General features: G+C 45.2%; 1 protein-coding gene. It reads left to right on the top strand.

Going from position 1 to position 1,551, the window contains the following annotated elements; all coding sequences use genetic code 11:
* A partial coding sequence (gene lon / locus A3739_RS23820; protein WP_068503065.1) for an endopeptidase La occupies positions 1 to 1,443 on the top strand: 1,443 nt, incomplete at its 5' end.
* Between the last annotated feature and the right edge of the window lie 108 nt (positions 1,444 to 1,551).

The following is a 1,551-nucleotide window of genomic DNA, read 5'->3' as shown; positions in this document are numbered from 1 at the left end:
CATTATGGGTTAGAGGAAGTAAAAGATCGTATTCTCGAATATTTGGCGGTTCAAGGGCGTGTTAAAAAATTAAAAGGCCCTGTGTTATGTCTTGTGGGTCCTCCAGGTGTAGGTAAAACTTCATTAGGTAAATCGATAGCAAAAGCCACAAATCGAAAGTTTACACGTGTTGCTTTGGGTGGTGTTCGTGATGAGGCAGAAATACGTGGTCACCGTCGTACCTATATTGGGTCAATGCCGGGTAAATTGGTCCAGAAAATGACCAAGATCGGTGTTAAGAATCCGATGTTCCTTTTGGATGAGATCGATAAAATGGGGATGGATCATCGTGGTGATCCAGCATCTGCTCTATTGGAGGTTTTAGATCCCGAGCAAAACTCAACGTTTAGCGATCATTACCTAGAAGTCGATTACGATTTGTCTGATGTGATGTTCGTTTGTACGTCCAACTCGATGAATATTCCGCCGGCATTGCTGGATAGAATGGAAGTAATTCGAATTCCTGGTTATACCGAGGATGAGAAGTTGAATATTTCCGAGCGTTATTTAATTCCTAAGCAAGTCAAGGATAATGGGCTTAAAGAGGGAGAGCTTATAATCGACGAGTCAGCAGTGCGCGATGTTGTTCGATACTATACGCGAGAGGCTGGAGTGCGTGGCTTAGAGCGTGAAATTGCAAAGCTGTGCAGGAAGGTTGTTAAGCAGATTGCCCTCAAAGAAGTAAACGGCCAGTTGCGTGTCGACGCAGATAATCTGTCTGACTTTTTAGGCGTAAGGAAGTTCAGTTACGGTAAAGCGGATGTCGAGGATCGTATCGGGCATGTAACCGGATTAGCTTGGACTCAGGTAGGCGGTGAGTTGCTCACAATAGAGTGCTCGAGTGTTGTCGGTAAGGGTAAAGTTGTTCGAACGGGTTCTCTTGGTGATGTAATGCTAGAGTCTATTCAGGCAGCTATGACGGTTGTTCGTAGCCGAGCCGATGCATTGGGTATTGATGCCAATTTCCATGAGACTAACGATGTGCATATTCATGTGCCAGAAGGTGCGACTCCAAAAGATGGGCCAAGTGCTGGTATTGCCATGTGCACAGCGATGGTATCTGCGTTTTCAGGAGTGCCTGTGAAGGCCGACGTCGCGATGACAGGAGAGATCACGCTTAGAGGTCAGGTTCTTGCGATTGGGGGCTTGAAAGAAAAGCTGCTAGCTGCGCATCGAGGTGGAATAAAAACCGTATTGATTCCGCATGAGAATGAGAAGGATCTCAAAGAGGTGCCTGAAAATATTAAAGAGTCTTTAGATATCATTCCAGTTAAATGGATTGATGAGGTGCTCGATATTGCCCTCGCATATGCGCCGGAAGGTCAAGCGGATTCCTCATCAAAAGGCCAAAAAGGGCAGAAAAACAAAACAAAAGGCTCAGATAGCAGAATAAATACGCATTAGCGTAAATGCTGCCTTGACAGTGGTTTTAGACAGTTGGTATAACTTGTTTCGTCGTCTGGCAGCAGTATTCTAGCGGGCTCTGAGACCACTCAATAGAATTTCTAAAAA

Source organism: Oleiphilus sp. HI0067 (assembly GCF_001635735.1).
This window is presented reverse-complemented; position numbering and strand designations above follow the sequence as displayed.